The organism is Rhodospirillaceae bacterium, from assembly GCA_016712715.1.
Classification (GTDB): Bacteria; Pseudomonadota; Alphaproteobacteria; order Dongiales; family Dongiaceae; genus Dongia.
In genome coordinates this window covers 619258-640274 of sequence record JADJQM010000001.1, presented here as the reverse complement: position 1 = coordinate 640274, position 21017 = coordinate 619258, and the positions used below count along the sequence as shown (strand labels likewise).

The following is a 21017-nucleotide window of genomic DNA, read 5'->3' as shown; positions in this document are numbered from 1 at the left end:
CCCAGTCAAGGGGAGGGAAGCGCATTCAGGCAATCGGATCGATCAGCGGCCTGCCGGCAAAAAATGCGTCGAGATTGTCGAGCGCCTTGAAGCCCATGGCGTTGCGGGTGTCGATCGTGGCGCTGCCAAGATGGGGCAGCAGAAACACGTTCGACAGATTGCGATAGGCAGGGTTGAGATTAGGCTCGTTCTCGAACACATCGAGGCCTGCTGCGAACAGCTTGCCAGATTTCAGAGCGGCGATCAGCGCAGCGTCATCCACCAGGCCGCCGCGCGCGGTGTTGACGACGATGGCGCCGTCCGGCATCAGGGCGATGCGTTGGGCGTTGAGCCAATGCTGAGTCTCGGCACCACCCGGCGCGTTGATCGAGAGGAAGTCGCAATGCGGCAGCATGTCCTCGGCGGTCTTGTGGTAGATGGCGCCCAGTTCCAGTTCGGGCGCAAGGCGGCTGCGATTGTAATAATGGATCGTCATATCGAAGGCGCGGGCGCGCTTGGCGACCGCCTGGCCGATACGACCCATGCCGAAAATGCCGAGCCGCTTGCCGGTGGCGTGGACACCCAGCATGTAGACGGTCGACCAGGATTTCCAGGTCCCATCGCGGACGGCCCGCTCGCCTTCATAGGCGCGGCGGGCGGCACCGAGCAGCAGCAGCAGGGCGATGTCGGCCGTGGCGTCGGTCAGCACGTCCGGCGTGTTCGACGCCTTGATGCCGCGCGCCTTGAGGGCCGGGACATTGATATGTTCGTAACCAACCGAGAAGGTGGCGATCATCTTGATCGAGGTGGGCAGTTTTTCCACCAGTTCCGGCGTGATCTTGTCGACCGGGGTGACCAGGAGGGCGTCTTTGCCGAGCGCCTTGCTCAGCAGCTCATCCGCCGACATGACATGGTCGTCGGCATTGAGTTCGACTTCGTAGTGGGCCTCGACGCGCTTGGTGACGGCGTCTGGCAGGCGCCGGGTGATCAGCAATTTGGGCCGGGTGGTCATCTGGTTCCCCTAATGGTAAAGGCCCCGATCGGCCAGTTAGAACAGGCAAGCTGACCGCGGGATCGGATCTTGGCGATTGGTGCCGTCTATCATGCAAACGGGACGCATGCCATACTTGCCAGGAACGGCTCCAACTGCCCCGTGAACGACAAGAAAGGGCGATGCTTTTGTCGATTTGGCGCACCTTTGCCCCGCTGGCTCTCGGTTTGGCGTTGGTTTCCGCACCGGGAACCGCCGCCCTGGCCGATCTTCTGCCCCATCGCGTGGTCTATACGCTGGCCCTTGGGAACAGTGGGACCCTGACCGGCGGAAATGGCTTGATGACGTTCGAAATCAAGGATGTTTGCGACGGATGGGCCATGGATTTGAAGGCGGAACTGGCGCTTGCAGGGGAGGATGGAGAAATCCATCGACTGGGCTGGAGCCAGGTCAGTTGGGAATCCAAGGACGGCAAGCGGTATCGATATTTTACCCGCGAACTGGCAGATACCGAAGAGACTTCACGCCGGCGAGGAGAGGCCAGACGGGACATCACCACCGGGTCTGCCACTGTGGTGGCAGACCTTCCGGACCGGTCTGAATTCACGCTGCCTCCCGGTACCTTGTTCCCGGTGCAGCATACCTTGGCGCTGATCAAGGGTGATGCGGACGGCGAAGCCTATGTCCTGGCCAATTTATTCGACGGGTCAATCGGCAATGAGGCGGTCGAGGTAGGGGCGGCCCTTGGGCCCGGCGCGCTGGATTGGACGCCCCCCGGCAAGGCATTGCCTGACCTCAAAGACGTACGATCATTTCCAGCGGCGCTCGCCTTCTACATGGGCAGCTCCGCGGAAGGGGTTCCCGATTCGGAACAGAGCATGCGCCTCTACAGCAATGGCGTGGTCGGCAGCCTGAACTTCAGTCTCGGCGATATCAAAGTGCGCGCAATCATGGATGAGTTGACGCCCTTGAAAGCGGAAGGCTGCTGACGGCTATTTCAGGGTCTTCAGGCTGCGGCCTTTGACGATGGCATCCTTGCCCAGTTTCGCACGCACCGAATCCATAGCGACCTCCACACGACGGCGGCGGTCGGCATCCGGATCGGCAAGGTCGATCGGGTCAGCGTCTTTGGCATCGTGGAGCGAATCCACACCAATGCCAATGAGCCGGTACCAATCGCCGGTCGCTTCCTTTTGCAAGAGTGCGTGGCCCGAGCGGTAGAGCCTCTCTGCCAATTGCGTGGGCGCCTGCAGCCTCACCTGGCGCGTCACCAGACGGAAGCCGGCGGTCTTCAATTTGATGTGCACCACCTGTCCAGCGAGGTTGGCTGCCTTCAATCGGTAGGCAACCTTCTCGCAGAGCGGCCACATTTCCCCGGCCAGAGTATCCGGATCGGAGATATCGATGTCGAAGGTCGTCTCGGCCGAGATGCTCTTGGCTTCGCTGTCGGGCTCGACACGGCGGTTATCCAGGCCGCGTGCCAGATGCCAGATATGGGACCCCATATTGCCGTAGCGGCGCGTCATGGCTTCGAGGGAGGTCTGCTGGATCTGGCCCATGGTGAGAATGCCGTCCTTGGCCAGTTGTTCGCGCATGACCTTGCCCACCCCCCAGATCAGGCCGACGGATTTGGGCGCCAGAAACGCCTCGGTTTCCGCTTTGCCGATGATCGAAAATCCGCGTGGTTTGTCGAGATCCGAGGCGAGCTTGGCCAGGAATTTGTTGTGGCTGAGACCCACGGACACCGTGACGCCGATGTCGCGTTCGACGATCCGGCTGAGGCGGTTCAGGCTTTGTGCCGGAGTCATCTTGTGAAGAGCGGTCGTGCCAGTGAGGTCGAGGAAAGCCTCATCAATCGAGACCGGTTCCACTTGCGGGGTCAACGCGATCATGAGTTTGCGAATTTCCCCGGCGACACGCCGATACTTGGCCATGTCCGGGGGCAGAATGACTGCGTCGGGACAAAGTTTCTTTGCGGTGAACATCGGCATGGCCGATCGGACCCCCGACAGTCGGGCGATGTAGCAGGCCGTGGATACCACCCCCCGATGACCCCCGCCGATGATAAGGGGCCGGTCTCGTAGCTCCGGATGGTCGCGCTTCTCCACAGCCGCATAAAAGGCGTCGCAGTCGACATGACCGATGGAGAGGTCCGCCAATTCGGCATGCTGCAGCAGGCGCGGCGAGTTGCAATGCGGGCACCGCGGCGTCACGGATCCGGCGGCCCCGGCTGCCCCGGTACCGGGCTTTTGGGTACCAGGGATGTGTGGTTGGATAAAAGTTGCTTCGCATTCGCGACAAAAGCCGGCCAAGTTACGCTCCCAAGGGGCCGCCGCAATTATTAACACCGCGCTGATTCACGTTGGTGTTTTCGTCGAACATTTACTAATATGGCATTGAAAAGTAGGCGGGAATAGGGTCGAGTGACAGTCGTGCCGATCCTGTGAGTCGGATTTTGGGGATGCCGGATTCCAACGGCCGGCGGGAGGATTTATGGCAGACCAGCTTTCGTCCGAAGAAAAGCGCAAAAAAGCAGCATCCAAGACGATCCTGATCGTCGAGGATAACGAGCTTAACATGAAGCTTTTCCACGATCTCATCCAGGCGCAGGGTTACAATATCCTGCAGACCAAGGATGGGATGGACGCCCTCAAACTGGCGCGCCAGCACAAGCCAGATCTCATTCTGATGGATATCCAGTTGCCGGAGGTATCCGGCCTGGAGGTCACCAAATGGATCAAGGAAGACGATAACCTGCGCTCCATTCCCATCATCGCGGTCACGGCCTTTGCCATGAAGGGGGATGAGGAGAAAATCCGCGAAGGTGGCTGCGAGGCCTATATCGCCAAGCCTATCTCTGTCGTCCAGTTCCTGGAGACGGTCGATCGCTTCCTGCAATAATCGTAGGCGAAGCGATAAATGTCCGCACGCATTCTGGTCGTCGACGACATCCCTGCCAATGTTCGCCTGCTTGAAGCCAAACTGGCCGCGGAATATTTCGAGGTGGTCAGCGCCGCCAGCGGCAAGGAAGCCCTGGAACTGATCGACAAGCAAATTCCGGACATCGTGCTGCTCGATGTCATGATGCCGGAGATGGATGGCTTTGAGGTCTGTGCGCGAATCCGCGCCAATCCCAGGACGCATTTTCTGCCTGTCGTCATGGTCACGGCACTGAGCGACCCCAGTGACCGTGTGCGCGGCTTGGAGGCCGGTGCTGACGATTTCCTCACCAAGCCGGTCAATGACCTCGCCCTCTTTGCGCGTGTCCGTTCGCTGGTTCGCCTCAAGATGATCATGGACGAATGGCGGATGCGCGAGCAGACATCCGGCCAATTCGACCTCCTTGGCACCAACGAACCCGAAATCAACGAAGACCGCAATGCATCGGTCCTCCTGGTCGAAGGCTTTGCTCCGGCAGCGCAGCGCGTTGTGCAGGTGTTGTCAAAAGATGGCGACGAAGTCGAGGTGACCGACAATCTCGCCAGGGCCCAGGAATTGGCAGCGCAGAAGCGCTATGACCTCATCATTACCAATATCCATGTCGGCGGCGAAGACGGCCTGCGGCTCTGTTCCCATCTTCGCTCGCAAGAAGAAACGCGCCAGGTGCCGATCCTGTTGATCGTCGAGGAATTCGACATGCCGCGCCTCATCAAGGGGCTCGACATCGGTGCCAGTGATTATCTGATGAAGCCGATTGATCCCAATGAATTGCTGGCGCGTGTCCGAATCCAGGTGCGCCGGCGTCGCTATCAGGATCGCCTGCGCACCAATTACGAACGCAGCCTGTCTCTGGCGCTGACCGACAGCCTGACGGGTCTCTACAACCGTCGCTACGCCATGCGCCATCTCGATGGATTGATGGAACGTGTCAAGGAATCCGGCAAGGCGCTGAGCGTGCTGGTGTGCGATCTCGATCGCTTCAAGAATGTGAACGACAGCTATGGCCATGCCGCCGGCGACGAGGTGCTGAAACAATTCGCGCAGCGCGCCACGGCGGCGATGCGCAATTTTGACATGGTGGCGCGCACCGGTGGCGAGGAGTTCGTCTGCCTGTTGCCGGATACCGACGGTCCTGCGGCGCTGAAAGTGGCCGAGCGCCTGTGCCGGCGCGTGGCCGATACGCCGATGAAGGTCGAAGGTGCGCCGGATGGCGATCTCACCGTCACGGTGTCGATCGGCCTTGCAGCCACCACCAAGGTGATGCTGGGTGACGATCTACTGAAGCTAGCCGACGCGGCGCTTTACCGCGCCAAGCAGAATGGCCGTAACCAGGTGATGGCCGATCCCAGCGCCTTGCTCTGAGGCTAGGCGGCGTCCGCGCCGTAATAGAGCGTCACCACATGCCGTGCCTCCGCGAAGAACAGCCAGCGCTCGGTGAGCGTGCCGATGGCATTGGCGAGCACGGCGGAAACAAGCACGACTACCGTGACCTCGGGTAGGCTTGCCGCGATCAGCAGCGCCAGCACCGGGGCCGCCAAGCCCAGGAGCAGGGCGATGCGGCGCAGTTTGACGGCATGCTTGCGGGCGATCTTGAAGCCCATTTCCTTGAGGAGATAGTTTTCCTCGGTATGCGGCGCCGCGAACAGTTTGACCTTGCCGAAGCGACCGAGGCCCGTGGCTGAACCAGCCGTGGCGGTACCGGTTTCCTGATCGATGAAGCGCCAATAGCCGAGCTTCACCAGGCCGGCGAGGGACAGGAAAATCAAGGCCAGCCAGAGCAATGGCCCGGCATTGATCCTGAACAGTGCACAGAGCAGGCACAGCCACAGGCTGCCGCTGGCGAGTCCCATGGCGAGATAGCCGGGCAGGGTCCAGCCATTGCGCCAGCGCCGCACGGTCTTGAGGCTGGCATAGATCATGGCCGTGGCGCAGATCGTGGCGAGGGCAAGGAGCCCCAGCAGGGAGGCAGGAACCCGCCATATCTGCTCAAAGAACACCCAGCCGAGGGCCGTGAGGCCTGCCGGAATGAAAGTCGCCACCGCGAGAATGCCTTCTCGGGACAGCCAGGAGGAGCGCCACTGCGAAAAGGCGCGCCAAGCGCGCTCCGGGCGACCGAGATGGTAGGTGGAGGAAAGGAGGCCCGCTGTGACGGCCGTGAGAGCAATCAGGAAACCGGTGAGCCCGAACCAGCGCTCCGACGGCAAGATACCGACGATGGCGAGAAGGCTCATCAGGACCATCAGCGCATAGCCGGCGCCTGAGGCGGTCGTGAAGAAGATGACGGAATAGGCTGGATACATATGGCCTCAGCGCGTCAACAGCCGGTCGACCCAGCGCAAGAAGGGGTGATTGGTCAGCGCGGCCGCGTCCACGGCAGGCTCGGAATGAACGACCTTGCTGCCACAACCCGTCGATCCATTCCGGCGCGGGCGCGGGGGCAGATATTTGTTGGTCGGGCGATAGCCCATCTCCGGCATCAGGTCGTATCCCTCGCGTTCCGCTACCAGCTGCGAGTCGCTGGATTGCGGGTCACCGAGATCACCGAAATGCCGGGCGCCCACCGGACAGGTCGAAACGCAGGCCGGTACGCGTTCGACTTCCGGGAGGGTGTCGTTGTAGATGCGGTCGACGCAGAGCGTGCATTTCTTCATGACGCCGACGTCTTCGTCATATTCCCTCGCGCCATAGGGGCAGGCCCAGGAGCAGAGCTTGCAGCCGATGCACATGTCCTCGTTGATCAGCACGATGCCATCCGCCGCGCGCTTGTAAGAGGCCCCTGTCGGGCAGACGGTGACGCAGTCGGGTGTCTCGCAATGCAGGCAGGATTTCGGGAAATGCACGGTGCGGCCGTCGGCGCCTTCGCCGGCCTCGAACGTGTGGATGCGGTTGAACCAGACACCGCTCGGCTTTTCGCCGAAGGCATCGAAATCTGTGAGGGGGGCCATATGCCCGCCGGCGTTCCATTCCTTGCAGTTGACGGCGCAGGCATGGCAGCCGACGCAGATGTCGAGATCGATGACGAGGCCGAGGCGACGGGCCGCCGGTTCGCTTGGCAGTGAGGTCATGGCGTCTTCCTCTTGCCCATGCCTGCGCCATAGCGCAGCGTCGATTGCGGCTCGCCGCGCCGGGGCTGGGCGGAAAAACTTGGTGAGGTCTCATGTGCCTCGTCCGCACCACATTTCACAAGACGGATCTTGAGATCGAACCAGGCAGCCTGTCCGGTCACCGGATCCGAATTGGTATAGCGATAGCCATCGGCGCGGGCCGGCAGCAGCTCGCTGATGACATGGTTAAGCAGGAAGCCGGTCTTGGCCTCCGGCGCCTGCGGCGTGAGATTCCACGCACCCTTGCGTTTGCCGATCGCATTCCAGGTCCAGACGGTCCCGGGATGCACACCGTCCATCAACTTGACCTCGGCCTTCACCCGCGCATGGGTGCTTTCGATCCATACCCAGTCGCCATCGACGAGATCGAGTTCCGCTGCCGTTGAATGATGCACGAAGAGCGGGTTGCGCGATTGCAGCTGCCTGAGCCAGGCATTGTGCGTGCCCCAGGAATGGTACATGTGCATCGGTCGCTGGGTCAGTGCGTGAAGCGGAAACCCATCTGTCGTCTCTGCCTCGCCGAAGGGTGGATACCAGATCGGCAGCGGATCGGCGAAAGCCTTGATCCGCGCGCGGTCGGCCTCGTTGTTCGGTTGCCTGCTGCCGAAACCTTCCGCCGCCAACTGGAATTTGCGCATCGGTTCGCAATAGAGCTGCAGCACCATGTGATCCGGGCTGTCGATCAGGCCGCGCGCCGTCGACCATTGCAGATAGTCCTGATTGCCGAAGCGGTAGAAGCGGGCGTTCTCCGGGATAGGCATTTCATTGAAACAGCCCTGGGCGATGTAACGCTGGATCTGATCCGGGTTGGGTTTGCCGCGTCCCATCTCCGTCCCGTCCGCACCGCGGAAGCCGCTCAGCATGCCGATACCGGGCTTGCGTTCATGCTTCAGGATGTAGTCGTGGAGGCCGCCCGGATAGAGCGCGCTGCCATCCTCCGCGGCGATGCCCGGCAGTTTGAGGCGTGTGCCGAGATCGAGCAGCACGTCCTGGAACGGCCGCACGTCGCGGTCCGGCTTGATCACCGGCTGGCGGATGGCATCACCGGCCGCATCGGCATGGCTGATCGGCCGGTCGAGCAGAGAGATGCAATCCCAGCGTTCGAGATAGGTGGTATCCGGCAGGATGAGGTCCGCAAACGCCACTGTCTCGGAATAATAGGCGTCGCTGTAGATGACATAGGGAATCTTGTAGTCGCCGGTGACCGGATCCTTGTCCTTCAGCATGTCCATGGTACCCGCCGTGTTCATCGACGAGTTCCAGGCCATGTTGGCCATGTAGAGGAAGAGCGTATCGATCGTATAGGGATCGCCCTTCCAGGCGTTGTGGATGACCATATGCATCAGGCCGTGAAGGGCGAGCGGCGCCTCCCAGGAATAGGCCTTGTCGATGCGCTGCGGGCGGCCGAGGGCATCGACCAGCAGGTCATTGGGACCCTGCGGAAAGCCAAGCGGCATGCCGGCGAGGGGCTGGTTCGGCCCGACCATCGGCGACGGCGTCGGGCCGGAGCCGGGCACGCGCGGGAAGGGTGGCTTGTAGCGCCAGCCGCCGGGGCAATCGACGCTGCCCAGCAGCATTTGCAGCACATGGATGGCGCGGCAGGTCTGGAAGCCGTTGGAATGAGCGGAGACGCCGCGCATGGCATGCATCGAGACCGGACGGCCGATGAAGCTCTCATGGTGACGCCCCGCCCAATCGGTCCAGGGCGTCTTGATCTCGATGGTCTGCTCGAAGGCGACATCCGCCAGTTCGGCGGCGATGCGGATGATGGTCTCGGCAGGAATGCCGATCTGCGGTGCCACGGTCGCTGGTGCATAGGCGGGATCGCGATACCGATCTACCAGCATGTCGAGCACCGTGCGGGCAGGGCGGCCATCAGGCAGGCTGACCGGGCCGATGAGATGCGGGCGAACGCCGGCACGTAGCGCGTCGACAAATTCGCCGCTGTCGCGATCCAGGCAAAGCGGATCGCCTTCCTGGTTGCGATAGATGAGGCCGTGTTCCTCGGTATCCGGCGCATTGACGATGAGCCACGGTGCGTTGGTGTAGCGCACCAGGAAATCAAGATCGATCTTGTCGTTGCGCAGCAATTCGTGGATCAGCGACAGCACGAACAGCCCATCCGTGCCCGGCTTGATTCCCAGCCACTCATCGGCGATCGCCGAATAGCCTGTGCGTATGGGATTGACCGAAACGAACTTGGCCTGATCGGTGCCGGTGCGGCCCTTCAACTGGCCAAGGCCGATCTTGATCGGGTTGCTGTCGTGATCTTCTGCGACGCCGAACATCAGGAAGTATTTTGTGCGTTCCCAATCCGGCTCACCGAATTCCCAGAAGGCACCACCAAGCGAATAGAGGCCTGCCGCCGCCATGTTGACGGAGCAGAACCCGCCATGGGCGGCGAAGTTCGGCGTGCCAAATTGCTTCGCCCACCAGCCGGTCAGGGCCTGGCTCTGGTCGCGCCCGGTGAAGAAAGCCAGGCGCTTCGGGTCGGTCGCGCGGATCTTTGCCAACCGTTCGGTGGCGAGAGTGAGCGCTTCTTCCCACTCGATCTCGACAAACTCACCGGCACCGCGCTCACCGATGCGCTTCAACGGCTTGGTGAGACGCGCTGGCGAATATTGCGTCATGATGCCGGCGGAACCCTTGGCGCAGAGCACGCCCTTGTTCACCGGATGATCGCGATTGCCTTCGATATAGCGGATCTTGCCATCCTTCATATGCACCTTGATGCCGCAACGGCAGGCGCACATATAGCAAGTCGTGGTTTTTACCTCGTCATCGGCCGGAATCGAATAGTCGATTTCCTGCTCACCCGCGCGATGCGCAGGTGCGGCGATGGTCTCCGCGAGATAGCGGGGCTTGGTCATGAAATTATGCGTGACCTGGCTGTGATGGACACATCAGTATTCGCTGAACACGTCCTTGAAGATACGATAAATTTCGTCGATATCCGCCTTTGTCGCGACCAGCGCCGGCGCGCAGATTCCTGCATCGCCGGTGAACTTGATGTGCAGGCCCTTGGCGAAAAGGCGCTTGGTGGCATCGAACCCACGCAAACCGGACCGGGCGGCAGGTGCCAGATCAATGCCGCACAGCATACCGTAGCCGCGGATGTCGGTCACCGCCTTGACGCCTTGCAATGAATACATGCGGTCGAGAAAATAAGGTGACATCTCGGCCGCGCGCTCGAACAGGCCTTCCTTCTCATAGACATCGAGGGCGGCAATGCCGGCGGCACAGGCTGCTGGATGGGCGGAATAGGTATAACCATGGAAGAACTCGACGGCACCATCGAGCGCCGAACTTGTGACGGTGTGGTAAATCTTCTCGCTTACGGCCACGGCACCCATCGGCAGCGCGCCATTGGTGAGCGCCTTCGCCATGGTGATGATATCGGGCATCACGCCGAAGCTCTGCGCGGCGAACGCCTTGCCGGTGCGGCCGAAGCCGCAGATGACTTCGTCGAACACGAGCAGGATGCCGTTCTTGTCGCAAATCTCGCGCAGGCGTTCGAGATAGCCCTTCGGCGGAATAAGCACACCGGTCGAGCCGGCGATCGGCTCGACAAAGCAGGCCGCAATGGACTTCGGACCATAGAGATCGATGAAGCGCTGCAGGTCGTTCGCGAGATCAGCACCCTGTTCCGGCTGGCCGCGCGTGAAGCGTGCTTCCGGCTGCCAGGTGTGGCGAAGATGGGCAACGCCTGGCATGACCGCGCCGAAGGTCTCGCGGTTGCGGATCATACCGCTCAGGGAAACGCCGCCAATATTGACGCCGTGATAGGCGCGCTCGCGGCTGACGAAGCGCGTGCGCTGACCCTCACCCTTGGCGACATGATAGGCGAGCGCGATCTTGATCGCAGTTTCGACCGCCTCGGAGCCCGAATTGCAGAAGAAGACATAGTCGAGATCGCCCGGCGTGATCTTGGCGACTTTTTGGGCGAGTTCGAAGGAGGAGGGATGGCCGAGCTGGAAATGCGGCGTGTAATCGATCTCTTTCATCGAGGCATGGACGGCGTCGATGATTTCGGGACGGCCATGCCCCGCGGCGCAGCAGAACAGACCGGACGATGCGTCGATCAGCTTCTCGCCCTTGTGATTCCAGTAATGCATGCCCTGCGCCTTGACCATCAGGCGCGGTTCCGCCTTGAAGTCACGGTTGGAGGTGAAGGGCATCCAATGGTTTTCGAGGGTGTTCGCGGTGTATTGCATCACAGGCTCCCGACTCGATGTGCCTGATTTCACAGGCATATATGCGACAATCTAGGACGCATGGGATAGGAAAGCCAAGGGGGCAGGCGCTCTGAATACCCGGTGCCAGCAGGAGAATTTCGTCTGGCGCCATAAGGCGACGGTCAGGCGTTTCCTTCACGGTTGCGGAGGATGGCGCTCACCAGTTCATAGTCGGCCGGCTTGTCGACATCGATCGGCGCCTCGGCAAAGGGCATGAGCACGGGCTGGATGCGGGCGCCGGTCAGGCGCGAGATGGGCAAAGGCATCGTCCAAGCTGAGTTGGCCCAGCAGCATGCGCAATAGCGCCATCGGACCGATCCTCCAAACCAGGCGCCAGGGTGACTTGCGGTGCTTTTCCATCTGCTGCCAATAGGCCGCGACCTTGCCGGCATTTTCGTTGCGCGCGTAGAACAGATTGCAGCCGCTGAAGCGCCGTCCCTTGAACCGATAGAAGGTCCGTATTGCATCCGGATATGCGGCGATCACGGTGTCAGCTTCGGCAAGTCCCACGCTGAGATCTGCATCCGCCGGCGAATGGGACAGGATATGCGACACCATGGGCACACTCAGCAGCGGATGATCCGCCGTCGTCGTCAGCAGCGGCCGCGCTAACCCAATGCTGCCGAGTGCCAGGCCCAAGCTGGCGGCCGGGCTGGCAGCAGGCGCCACGATCCGCAAATGGCCAGCTTCGCGCGCGGTCGCGAGGTCCGGAACGGTGTCGAGCAATGCACTGTCATCGATGCAAACATAGACATCGGCAATGCCGGGGCATGCCCGTAGTGTACGATAGAGTCGCAGGAGCATCGGTACGCCGTTGATGGGGGCCAGCGCCTTATGGCTGACACCAGCCATGGCGGCGACACTATCGCCCTCGCGCCGGTTACCGGCCAGGATGAGGGCGTTGAACGGTGTCATCAGCTCAGCGTTGTTTCGTAGAGGCGATAGGTCTTGTAGACCTTGCCGCCGACGCCTTCGATGACCCGCCGCATCGGCAAATTGTCCTCGAGAATCCAGGACATCTCGACCCGTTCCAGCCCGCGTTTCAGGAATGGCTCCTTGAGGCGGTCGAACATCAGCGGCAGCAGGGTAGCGCCCAGCACCGAGCCATGATGCTTGCGGCGGATACCCATCAAGGGAATGCGGCTGGTCTTTAACGTCTTCAACTTCAGCCGCCAGATCAATTTCAAGACATTGAAGGGCAACAGGCTGCCATTGAAATCGCGGATCGCCTCCATGAGATTGGGCAGGCAGACCAACATGCCGGCAGGCTCACCCTTCACCTCGGCGATGACAACGAGGTTGGGATCGATGAGCGGCTTCATCGAGGCGGCAGCGGCGGCGATCTCCGTCGCCGTGAATGGCACCATGCCCCAATTGTCCGCCCAGGCATCATTGAAAATATCCAGGATCACACTGAGGTCCCGGGTGTAGTTCTTCATGTCCAGCCCGCGCATCCGGATGGTGCCGTCGGCCTGGAGCTTTTCCAGCATGCGCGTCGATCCAACCGGCTTGTAATCGCCCTTGTCGAGGTCGTAGGCGATCAAATCCTTTAGTCGAGTGAGGCCGGCAGCCTCGACGTTCTTGCCGGCATAGGGGGCATGGTAGGGCATCATCAGCATAGGCAGGCTGTCGAACCCATCGACCAGCAGGCCAGTCTCTTCGTTGCTGGAAAAACTCAATGGTCCAACCATGCGGGTGGAGCCCTGTGCCCGCAGCCAATCAGCGGCGGCCTTGACCAGCGCTTGGTAGATGGCCGGATCATCCTCGGCGTCGAGCCAGCCGAAATGACCGGTCCCGGGTCGGAGTTTCTGTTCCAGTTCACAGATCTGGGCCGAAATGCGGCCGACGATTCTCCCGTCCCGCCTGGCCAGAAACAGCTGCGCTTTGGCGTGGGTGAAATAAGGGTTCTTCTCGGGTGAGAGGACTTCGCCGCGCTCCATGTCGAGTGGCGCCACATAACCCTTGTGGCCGCGATAGAGTCGCTTGGGGAGCGCTATGAACTCCTTCACCCCAACCTTGTCGGTAACCGGCACGACATCAATCGCCGCCATGGTCGTCTGCCCTCTGGAAAGATATTCAAGCGGCGGAGTTATTCGGCGGGGCCGCTATCCGCGGTGCCGGGCTCGGTGCGGAAGCGGCGCGGATTGCCGTCGCCGCGTGTGTTGTTGGACATTTGCGCGACCCAGGGGTAGCGCTCGGCCATCTCTGCAGTGTAGCCGATGTTGAACACAGTGGGGCTCTTCGGCACGGCGCTCGCCTTGGCGTAATACGTATGGCCCAGGCGATCCCACAGAAAATTGGTGATGCCGAAATTGCCCTGTTCATTGTGAAAATGGTGCCACATGTGAAGCTGCTTTATGCGCTTCATGAACTTGGTCTTCGGCGCCGTGTTGAGATGTTGCACACAATGCGAGAATTCGTAGAAACAGGTGGTGAGCAGACCAGTGGCAAAGGCCATCGCTGCCCCGGCGGGTCCACCGACGGCATAGCCAATCGGCATGGTGACGATGGCGATGGTCGGAATGGTGGTGTAGAGCGCGCCGAACAGCACGACGAGGTTATGCGGATCCTGGTGATGGTCGAAATGGATGCGCTTCCACACCTTGGCGGTCAGCGGTGATTTATAGAGAAACTGGCTGTGCAGGACCCAGCGGTGCAGCACGTACCAGACCAGGGGATAGATCACGATCGACAAGGCGATTGCGACCAGCAGCGGCATCAAAACGACGTACCAGCGGATGACGAAATAGAAACTGATCGCCGCCAGGCCAAAATAGGCGTGAACGGACGGGTAGGTGGCAAACGCCAACACCAGGTCTTTCATCGACATGCGCGACAGATTGTGGGTCCGGTCTTTCCAAAAGCCGAAACGGATCATTGCGGGCGACTCGCTACCTGGGGTGATGAATGCTGTTTAGGACGCCGGTAATCTAGTCGGATCAAGGTATTAGGGCAAGCGATCGATGGCCCTGCGCGGCTCGGTCGCGGGTCGCTCGATGAGCAGGATCCAGACCGTCCGAAGGCCATGATAGGCGCAGGTCAGGGCCTGCCACAACACAACGGCGTAAAACGCCTCAACCCCCCAGTTCACGGCATAAGCCACTGTAAACAAGGGAAGATTTATGTTGCGGCGAGATATGAAGGTGCGCACGAAGGCATCCATCGCCGCGTGGGTATGGAGGCCGCGCTTAAACTTGGCGCGGTAGATGGCCAGGATGAGCCTGTCGAGGACATAGAGGCCCATCAAGATCCAGGCAGCTTGCCACAAGGGCTGGGCAAAATCGGTGGCCGTCCAACCACCGATGAGCCCGATTGCCCAGCCGAAATACCAGAACGGCGGGTGCACGATATCGAGCCCGTGATCCAGGACGTTGCCTATGGCGGAGTCCGTGAATGTCAGCCGCGCAAGCTTGCCATCGACCGAATCCAGCACGCTCATGCCATAGGCGCAGGCGAAGCCCCACCAGAAATGGCCGGTGGCGAACAGGGGAACGGCCAGCACGGTAAGAATGATGCTGATGATCGTTACCGTGTTGGGGTGGACGCGCGCCCGCGCCAGTGGCGGCACCATCGCCCAGACCAGCGGCGGATAGACGTATTTTGTGAAGAAGTCCGTAGAACCCTTGTAGTTGGACCAGAAGAGAAAGCGTTCGACCGTCTTGCGCTCCGCCGAGTTGGTCACGGAGAAGAGGTAAAAGGGGAGGTCGCGCCGCAACTTGGCAACGAAGGATGGAAATTGCTCCTGCGTCACTTCGTCAAGATGGCCAATGGCAGCATCGAGCGTTGGTGCCGAGAGGATCTTTTCAACATCTGCCGGTGCGACGCGCCCGATCGCTGCCTTGTTGGCACGAATGGCGCAGCTCCCTTCCCGGTCTGCGAGGTAGCTAAATAGACGAGCGTCGGCGAGGCTGGCGGCGTCGGTCACCAGCAAGGCTTCACCAGCCGCCAAGGCGCGTTTCAGCCGATCGCCAGTGTTTCCAGGGCCGCTTTCGACGCGAACCGGACAGCCGAGACGCGGCTCATTCGCCCATTGCTAAGCAACTCCCGCACCGACATCAACAATGACCTCGCTAAGCTGAAGCTTCTGGTGGCGCGCTGCCTTCAGGTGGCGCTCGATCAGATCCATGCCAAAGACGCGCTCGGCGCTCATGCGCCCGGCATCGATCCACAGCTTCATGGCTCAATAGCCTTCTTGCTTGATCAGCCAGGCACCGCCAATGGCGGCAAAGAGCAGGATCGGCAGCCACGCCGCAAGGAAGGGCGGGACGGCGCCGGATTCACCCAGGGACAGCACAATACCGTCGGTCAGAAAATAGAGGAATCCGAGACCAAAGCCCACCGTCATGCCAGCAGCGAGGCCGCGTTCGCGCCGATGCAGCGAATGCGCGACCGGCGCCGCGAGCAGGATCATGAGGATCGAACTCACCGGCAAGGCAATGCGTTTCTGCAGCCAGGTGTTATAAAAATATGTCGGCCGCACGCCGACCTGCGTCGATGAAGTGAAGCCGTAGATCTTCTCGAATGTCATCGCCTGCGGCTTTTCGACAAGATCGGAGAACTCGGCAGGCGTCAGGCGGCTCGGCCAATCCAGTCTATCGACATGCTCGGTGTGCGCTGCGCCGCCCTTAGGCAGGGTCGTGGTCCAGACATCGCTGAGACGCCAGAGTTCGTGCTGGGGGTCAAAATGCGCATCATTGGCAAAGATCTGCCTGGTGACCTTGCCGGTTTCGTCGCGCTCGTAGACGCGCAAATGGCTGAGCACGGAACCATCCTGACCGACAGCGCCTGCTTCGACCACTCTGTTGCCTTCCTGGACGAAGAGGGGATCATCTTTTGCTTCGTTCTTCGACTTGCTGCGCTCGGTCAAAAGGTCGCGCGCGATCAGGGTCTGAATCGAAATGGGTACAATGCGATCGGCAAGGAAGAAGTGCAGGACGGCGACAATGCCCACAGCAGGCAGAAAGGCCCAGAGTACCGTGAAGTAAGGCGCGCCAGCGGCCTTATACGCCATGATCTCATTGTTGCGCTCCATCTTTCCCAAAGTGATGAGGGCGCCCATCAACACGGCGAATGGGACGAGGAAGGAAGCAATTTCCGGCAGGCGCAGAAGCGCGTATTCGCCGACCGCGCTGATATCGCCAAGATGGTCCTGCAGAATCTCCGCACTGTTGTTGAGCAGGTCGAATAATTGCAGCAGGGCGGTAAACCCGATGAGGAGCAGCATGAACTGCCACAGAAAGCTCCTCAAGACATAGCGGCTGAAGGTACTCATTCAGCAATCTCCCGGCCGCGCTTGGGCAAGAGGCTGCGAATCTTGCGTACGATCCAATCGGAACTGTCAGAAATTGATTCAAAGACATGGGCCAGTGGATCGGCCCCGGGCCTGGAACTGGCAAGGTGGAACAGCCACAGACTGATGCCGCCAAATATTGCGAAAGGAAACCAAAGAGCGACGAGCGGACCAAGAATGGCGCTGCCGACCGCATCGCGTCCGAACTGCAGAATCTGGAAATAGGCCACCAGAAACAGGATGCCAACAAGTAGACGGACGCCCTTCGACGTGCGTCGTGACGAGACCCCGATCGGCATGGCGAGGAGCGGCAAGAAGATGATCGAAATTGTGCGCACCAGGCGGCTGTTCAGCTCGGCCTTGACGTCCTCGATACTTAAAGTTGGCGGCGTATTGAAGTAGGCGCCGATCAATTCGAAGAAATCGAGCTCACTTTCGCGCTCGCCACGATTTCGGAAAGGGCTCGGCTTCGACGGATTCCATCGGTAGCTTGAGTTCGGTGAACTCAACGGCTTTGGCCTGGGTAGTACCGGGAGCCACCTCGGTACGGACGCCGTTGTAAAGTGTGAGGACGAGCGTCATGTCGCGATCCCGATCCAGTTGACCGGTCTCCGCCGTGGTCACGATATCCTGGCCATTCTGATCCACCTCCTTGACGAAGATCTGCGACAAGAGCCTGCCGCCCTTTGAGATGTCGCCGATCAGGATGGTCTTGTCGCCAAAGCCAGTAAAGAATGCGCCTCGCTCGATCGCGGAATCCCATGCAGTCTCGACGACGAGATGTACGAGGGCGCGGTAGCCAAAGCGGGTGTAAGGCTGCAGGAATCCGATGAGATACCCACTGACGATTACCAGTACCACAGACAAGGCGAGGATCGGCGCCATCAGGCGCCGCAACGACAAGCCGCTGGCCCGCATAGCGTCGAGTTCGCTGTCCGACGACAGGCGCATGCTGGCATATAGAACGCCGACGAAGAGGGCGGCCGGCACGGCAATCCCGAGATAGTGCGGCACAAGATTGGCAAGCATCTTGAGCACGATGTTCATCGGCCCGCCACGATTGGCAAAGAGATCGAGGAGTCGGATCAGCCGCTCCAGCAACAGCGCTGCCATGGCAATGCCGACAGTCGCAGCGAGCGGCAAGGCGACGCGTTTCAGGATGTAGAGATCGATACGGAGAAACTTCATGAAAGGGCGGTTGCCTCAAACCATGGACGCGGCGCGGGTAAGCATCAGGCGGCAGCCTCTGCTGGCACCGGCCGGGATGATATCAGGGGAATCGTCAGCGCCATACTGCCTTGGGGTTCAAAGGCGTCCTGTTGAGGATTGAGGCCGCGAATGTCGATATCAAGTTGCCAGGAATCCGTCAGGCGTCTGATTCGATAGAGATGATAGCGCGATGGATCCTTGTGGCCGGCGGCGATCGCCGATGCTGACGGCACGCCAATGACAGGAATAGGTCCCTGCTTCGTGGGAATGCGGCCAAGCCCCGACACATGGGTGTGGCCGTGGAGCACCAGTTCCGCACCAGCTTCGGCCAGTACATCCTGAAAGGACGCGGCATCCAGGAGGGACTTCCGCTTATAGGCACCTCCACCGAAGGGCGGGTGGTGAATCAACACGATGCGAAACACCCCTTCCGCCCCTAAACGCTTCAGTTGGTCGCGCAGGCGGCCCAACTGGTTCGGTCCAAGCCGACCGGCGGCGATAAAGGGCGGCATTGGAACAGCAGTCGAAGTGCCAATGAGGGCAATCGGTCCGAGGCGGCGGATGAAAGGAAAGTCGTCATGGGCAGTTGGTGGTGTTTCTGCCGCATCCAGTCCACGCACGCCCTTCATGTAATCGGCCCACTTCGCCAGGGACTGTGCAAAGGGCATATCAACGTAGGCGTCGTGATTGCCTGGGATAATCGTGACGTTGTCCGAATTGCCGACTGTTTTCAGCCAATCCGCTGCCGCTGCAAATTCCGCCGGCAGCGAGATATTCACAAGGTCGCCGGTGATCGTGATGTGGTCTGGCGCCTGAGCCCGGAGATCATCGACGAGCAGTTTCAGGACGGCCGGTTTATGGATATGCACTCGATTGCGAGACCAGGAGAAGAAGCCGGATAGGCGCTTGTTGACCATTTCCCGCCACCCAGCGGCAGGTAGTGGGCCAAGATGCGGATCGCTGAAATGCGCCAATGTGTAGCCGGTCACGCTAAAATCCTCGTCTTAGACACCGCGGTCCTGGCGCCTGATCTGGGGGTGCCTTATCTGGGCCGATTATCTCGCTTGGTCAAGCTTCTAACACCCTTTTCATTGGTTTGGCGATTTGGGTGGACGCCGTGCCCCAATCGGGTCTAACAAAGCCGTTGAATGTCGCGGTTATTGATAAAAATACATGATAATTCAATCAGATAGAAGGCAGGGGCCGATCTTTGTCAACGAGTCGGCTGCGATTGTCTGGGGGCTCACCCCGCGACAGCGACTGGAGCGCGCGTTGGCGCGCGCCATCGCGGCTGCCGACAAAGACGAGTCTGCGGGCCTGGTCTTTCGCGCCGATGCCATTTTTGACGAGGCCCTGGTCAGGGCGTTGCTGCAGCAACCGGGCAAGGTCCTGGTCAATGCGGCGGGCCAACCCATGGCCGGTCACGCCGACGATCCCACCTTGCTGCCCGGCCTGCAGGCGGCGATCGACGCTGGCGATCCGCGCCTACTGCCGCCCGGGCTTACGGTGCTCGATGCAGCGGGCCTTGCCAGCAACTACAACAAGGCGCTTCGGCGCAAGGGTGCACCCTACCTGTACGAACTCGGGAAGCTTGCCACGCCCGAGATCGAACGTCGCATGTATATGGAATCCTACAAGGGCGTCACCGACGTGGTGACCAAGCATGTCTGGCCGGTGCCTGCCCTCTATGTGACGCGTTTCTGTGCACGCTTCGGCATATCGCCCAACATGGTGACGCTGCTCAGTTTCATCTGCGTTCTGCTCGCTACCTGGTGGTTCGCAATTGGCGCCTTCGGCGCCGGACTTGTCGCCGCCTGGGCCATGTGCTTTCTCGACACCGTGGACGGCAAGCTCGCTCGCGTGACGTTGACGTCGAGCAAATGGGGCAATGTCTTCGATCATGGCACCGATCTCGTGCATCCGCCCTTCTGGTACTGGGCCTGGTATGTGGGATTGGGTGGCGCGGCGGCGGTTGCACCCTGGACGTTCTGGGTGATCATCGCCGGCTACATTCTGGGCCGGGGCCAGGAGGGGCTCTTTATCTGGCAGTTCGGCATCGAGATGCATATCTGGCGGCCGCTGGATTCCGCATTTCGCCAGATCACGGCGCGACGCAATCCCAACCTATTGATCCTCAGTGCCGCTGTCATTCTCGGCGCGCCAGGTACCGGGTTTGAAGTTGTCGCCTGGTGGACAATCATCTCCTTTGCCTTCCATTGCGCGCGGATCGCACAGGCCTTTGTGGCGCGAGCACGTGGTGTCCGCCTGCAATCCTGGCTGACCGAGGCCGCTTAAGCATGGCGCAGACAAGCATGGTGCGTATCGGCGTCATCAGCAATGCGCATAGTAAGCGCAACAAGATGTCGATGCGGGAAATTCATGCGTTGCTGGCCGAGCATCCCCAGATCCTCCATTGCAGCTTTCACCACATTCAGGAACTCACTACTTGCCTTGCCCAGATGGCGGCTGCCGAGGTCACGCATCTTGTCATCAGCGGCGGTGACGGAACAGTGCTCGCCGTTGTCTCCGCCTTGCTCAACGACAGCCCCTTCAAGGTGCCACCGTGCCTCAGTCTTCTGTCCGCGGGCATGACCAATGTGATTGCCCATGAAGTCGGTCAGCCCGGTCTGCCGGCGACCGGATTGAAGCGTCTGGTGCGGCGCGTCGAAGCTGGTGAAATGGGCGAAATCCTCGAACGGCCCGTCCTGTCGGTCGATTTCGGCGACGGCCGTGTCATCGAGCGAGGTTTTCTGATTGGCGGCATCGGTTTCTATCAAGGCACACAGCTGGTGCGACGAGACATCCACACGTTGGGCGCCAAGCAGACTTTTGCCGCCAAGCTGGGTATTGCCTGGTCGATCGTGAAGATCCTGATTTTCGGGCCGGGACCGCGCTCAGGTTTCCATGGCGAGAGCGTCGGCCTCACCATTGATGGGCGGGCGGAGCGGCGTGACTGTTTGATGTTTCTAGGCTCCACCTTGAACTCGGTTTTGCCTGGCGTGGCGCCGTTCTGGGGTGCAGGTCCCGGCCGTCTCCAGTTGACCACGATCGACTCGCCGCCGCGCCGATTTGCCTCCGCAGCGCTAGCCGTCCTGCGCGGCAAGCCCAAACCGTGGATGGCAGAAGCTGGCTACCTCAGCCGACGCTTGGAAAAGCTGGAGCTTGATATCCATTCTCCGGTGATGATTGATGGTGAGAAGTTCGAGGCTCCGGCCAGCGGGCGGATTGTCATCACGGCAGGTCCCGTGATGCAGTTTCACAGGTTCTGA

20 protein-coding genes are annotated in these 21017 nt (G+C 60.6%); 5 read left to right on the top strand and 15 right to left on the bottom strand.

The genetic code is table 11. From position 1 onward, the window contains the following. Positions 1-25: 25 nt before the first annotated feature. On the bottom strand, positions 26-991 hold the full coding sequence (locus IPK59_03180) for a D-glycerate dehydrogenase (protein MBK8157823.1): 966 nt from the start codon (positions 989-991) through the stop codon (positions 26-28). A 161-nt stretch (positions 992-1152) separates the two neighbouring features. Between IPK59_03180 and IPK59_03175 the strand changes: the two genes are divergently transcribed. Next, a complete protein-coding gene (locus IPK59_03175) occupies positions 1153-1959 on the top strand; it encodes a DUF1849 family protein (GenBank protein MBK8157822.1) in 807 nt (268 codons plus the stop codon). Between the two features lie 3 nt (positions 1960-1962). Here the strand turns inward: IPK59_03175 and IPK59_03170 are convergent, their stop codons facing one another. Continuing rightward, a complete protein-coding gene (locus IPK59_03170; GenBank protein ID MBK8157821.1) occupies positions 1963-3234 on the bottom strand; it encodes a DNA polymerase IV in 1272 nt (423 codons plus the stop codon). 229 nt (positions 3235-3463) lie between these two features. On the opposite strand from IPK59_03170, the gene IPK59_03165 reads away from it, so the two are divergent. Together IPK59_03165 and IPK59_03160 are read left to right on the top strand one after the other, a co-directional pair. Continuing rightward, positions 3464-3871, top strand: a complete 408-nt coding sequence (locus IPK59_03165; protein MBK8157820.1) for a response regulator — start codon at positions 3464-3466, stop codon at positions 3869-3871. An 18-nt stretch (positions 3872-3889) separates the two neighbouring features. Next, positions 3890-5272, top strand: a complete 1383-nt coding sequence (locus IPK59_03160; GenBank protein MBK8157819.1) for a PleD family two-component system response regulator — start codon at positions 3890-3892, stop codon at positions 5270-5272. 2 nt (positions 5273-5274) lie between these two features. Here the strand turns inward: IPK59_03160 and IPK59_03155 are convergent, their stop codons facing one another. The 13 genes from IPK59_03155 to IPK59_03095 form a co-directional block, all read right to left on the bottom strand. Next, positions 5275-6210, bottom strand: a complete 936-nt coding sequence (locus IPK59_03155; GenBank protein MBK8157818.1) for a dimethyl sulfoxide reductase anchor subunit — start codon at positions 6208-6210, stop codon at positions 5275-5277. Positions 6211-6216: 6 nt separating this feature from the next. Then, positions 6217-6975, bottom strand: a complete 759-nt coding sequence (locus tag IPK59_03150) for a 4Fe-4S dicluster domain-containing protein (protein MBK8157817.1) — start codon at positions 6973-6975, stop codon at positions 6217-6219. Further along, entirely contained in the window at positions 6972-9884 is a 2913-nt protein-coding gene (locus tag IPK59_03145) for a molybdopterin oxidoreductase family protein (protein ID MBK8157816.1), read from the bottom strand. Before IPK59_03145 ends, IPK59_03150 begins: the two co-directional genes overlap by 4 nt. 33 nt (positions 9885-9917) lie before the next feature. Next, complete coding sequence (locus IPK59_03140) at positions 9918-11228, bottom strand: aminotransferase class III-fold pyridoxal phosphate-dependent enzyme (GenBank protein ID MBK8157815.1); 1311 nt, start codon at positions 11226-11228, stop codon at positions 9918-9920. 186 nt (positions 11229-11414) lie between these two features. Beyond that, complete coding sequence (locus IPK59_03135; protein ID MBK8157814.1) at positions 11415-12164, bottom strand: nucleotidyltransferase family protein; 750 nt, start codon at positions 12162-12164, stop codon at positions 11415-11417. Continuing rightward, positions 12164-13300, bottom strand: coding sequence for a dATP pyrophosphohydrolase (locus IPK59_03130; protein ID MBK8157813.1), 1137 nt, complete (start codon positions 13298-13300; stop codon positions 12164-12166). Before IPK59_03130 ends, IPK59_03135 begins: the two co-directional genes overlap by 1 nt. A gap of 38 nt (positions 13301-13338) precedes the next feature. Beyond that, a complete protein-coding gene (locus IPK59_03125; GenBank protein MBK8157812.1) occupies positions 13339-14079 on the bottom strand; it encodes a sterol desaturase family protein in 741 nt (246 codons plus the stop codon). Between the two features lie 117 nt (positions 14080-14196). Next, entirely contained in the window at positions 14197-15198 is a 1002-nt protein-coding gene (locus tag IPK59_03120) for a CDP-alcohol phosphatidyltransferase family protein (protein MBK8157811.1), read from the bottom strand. 84 nt (positions 15199-15282) lie between these two features. After that, positions 15283-15426, bottom strand: coding sequence for a hypothetical protein (locus IPK59_03115; GenBank protein MBK8157810.1), 144 nt, complete (start codon positions 15424-15426; stop codon positions 15283-15285). A gap of 3 nt (positions 15427-15429) precedes the next feature. Further along, positions 15430-16521 (bottom strand): LPS export ABC transporter permease LptG, encoded by a 1092-nt coding sequence (gene lptG, locus IPK59_03110; GenBank protein MBK8157809.1) that lies wholly within the window; start codon positions 16519-16521, stop codon positions 15430-15432. Further along, a complete protein-coding gene (locus IPK59_03105) occupies positions 16518-17048 on the bottom strand; it encodes an LptF/LptG family permease (GenBank protein MBK8157808.1) in 531 nt (176 codons plus the stop codon). The genes lptG and IPK59_03105 overlap by 4 nt, the downstream gene beginning before the upstream one ends. Further along, positions 16969-17727 (bottom strand): LptF/LptG family permease, encoded by a 759-nt coding sequence (locus IPK59_03100; protein MBK8157807.1) that lies wholly within the window; start codon positions 17725-17727, stop codon positions 16969-16971. The genes IPK59_03105 and IPK59_03100 overlap by 80 nt, the downstream gene beginning before the upstream one ends. Before the next feature lie 44 nt (positions 17728-17771). After that, positions 17772-18737: a metallophosphoesterase gene (locus IPK59_03095; protein ID MBK8157806.1), complete on the bottom strand. Its 966-nt coding sequence runs from the start codon at positions 18735-18737 to the stop codon at positions 17772-17774. 184 nt (positions 18738-18921) lie between these two features. On the opposite strand from IPK59_03095, the gene IPK59_03090 reads away from it, so the two are divergent. Continuing rightward, positions 18922-20043, top strand: a complete 1122-nt coding sequence (locus IPK59_03090; protein ID MBK8157805.1) for a CDP-alcohol phosphatidyltransferase family protein — start codon at positions 18922-18924, stop codon at positions 20041-20043. A gap of 2 nt (positions 20044-20045) precedes the next feature. Then, positions 20046-21017 carry a hypothetical protein gene (locus IPK59_03085; protein ID MBK8157804.1) on the top strand — a complete coding sequence of 324 codons (972 nt, stop codon included), beginning with the start codon at positions 20046-20048 and terminating at the stop codon, positions 21015-21017.

What these genes read in the sequence shown, in the direction of transcription:
- IPK59_03155 (MBK8157818.1), bottom strand. Translation starts at nt 6,210, where the DNA reads ATGTATCCAGCCTATTCCGTCATCTTCTTCACGACCGCCTCAGGCGCC.
- IPK59_03085 (MBK8157804.1), top strand. Translation starts at nt 20,046, where the DNA reads ATGGCGCAGACAAGCATGGTGCGTATCGGCGTCATCAGCAATGCGCAT.
- IPK59_03175 (MBK8157822.1), top strand. Translation starts at nt 1,153, where the DNA reads ATGCTTTTGTCGATTTGGCGCACCTTTGCCCCGCTGGCTCTCGGTTTG.
- IPK59_03165 (MBK8157820.1), top strand. Translation starts at nt 3,464, where the DNA reads ATGGCAGACCAGCTTTCGTCCGAAGAAAAGCGCAAAAAAGCAGCATCC.
- IPK59_03150 (MBK8157817.1), bottom strand. Translation starts at nt 6,975, where the DNA reads ATGACCTCACTGCCAAGCGAACCGGCGGCCCGTCGCCTCGGCCTCGTC.
- IPK59_03145 (MBK8157816.1), bottom strand. Translation starts at nt 9,884, where the DNA reads ATGACCAAGCCCCGCTATCTCGCGGAGACCATCGCCGCACCTGCGCAT.
- IPK59_03090 (MBK8157805.1), top strand. Translation starts at nt 18,922, where the DNA reads ATGATAATTCAATCAGATAGAAGGCAGGGGCCGATCTTTGTCAACGAG.
- IPK59_03140 (MBK8157815.1), bottom strand. Translation starts at nt 11,228, where the DNA reads ATGCAATACACCGCGAACACCCTCGAAAACCATTGGATGCCCTTCACC.
- IPK59_03135 (MBK8157814.1), bottom strand. Translation starts at nt 12,164, where the DNA reads ATGACACCGTTCAACGCCCTCATCCTGGCCGGTAACCGGCGCGAGGGC.
- lptG (MBK8157809.1), bottom strand. Translation starts at nt 16,521, where the DNA reads ATGAGTACCTTCAGCCGCTATGTCTTGAGGAGCTTTCTGTGGCAGTTC.
- IPK59_03130 (MBK8157813.1), bottom strand. Translation starts at nt 13,300, where the DNA reads ATGGCGGCGATTGATGTCGTGCCGGTTACCGACAAGGTTGGGGTGAAG.
- IPK59_03115 (MBK8157810.1), bottom strand. Translation starts at nt 15,426, where the DNA reads ATGAAGCTGTGGATCGATGCCGGGCGCATGAGCGCCGAGCGCGTCTTT.
- IPK59_03160 (MBK8157819.1), top strand. Translation starts at nt 3,890, where the DNA reads ATGTCCGCACGCATTCTGGTCGTCGACGACATCCCTGCCAATGTTCGC.
- IPK59_03125 (MBK8157812.1), bottom strand. Translation starts at nt 14,079, where the DNA reads ATGTCGATGAAAGACCTGGTGTTGGCGTTTGCCACCTACCCGTCCGTT.
- IPK59_03180 (MBK8157823.1), bottom strand. Translation starts at nt 991, where the DNA reads ATGACCACCCGGCCCAAATTGCTGATCACCCGGCGCCTGCCAGACGCC.
- IPK59_03100 (MBK8157807.1), bottom strand. Translation starts at nt 17,727, where the DNA reads ATGAAGTTTCTCCGTATCGATCTCTACATCCTGAAACGCGTCGCCTTG.